1 pseudogene is annotated in these 316 nt (G+C 62.7%); it reads right to left on the bottom strand.

Going from position 1 to position 316, the window contains the following annotated elements:
• Positions 1-316 (bottom strand): annotated as a pseudogene (locus tag ACV229_RS40840) (hypothetical protein); the annotation flags it as partial.

The following is a 316-nucleotide window of genomic DNA, read 5'->3' on the forward strand; positions in this document are numbered from 1 at the left end:
TCGCCTGACTGTCCGCTGCCGTGGAATTGGCGTGGAAGTACTTGATGCCGTGGGAATTGATATTGTCGATGACCGAGCCAACACTGTTGTTGATCGTTGTCGTGCCATCCGCGTTGTACGTCGTGTACGACGGAGCGGAGACCGTGCCGGTCGCCGGATTGTAGGTCGCGCCACCGCCGAGCGCCGCAGCGGTGCTGGTGCCGAGGTTGTTGGTCGCGGTGGCGACCGTGCTCAGCCCGGTTGACAGTGAGCTGATGCCCGTCGACGTGGAGGTCGACAGCGAAGCAACCGAGCTGTTGGTCGACGAAAGGCCGGT

The sequence above is a fragment of the Burkholderia sp. MR1-5-21 genome (assembly GCF_053427715.1).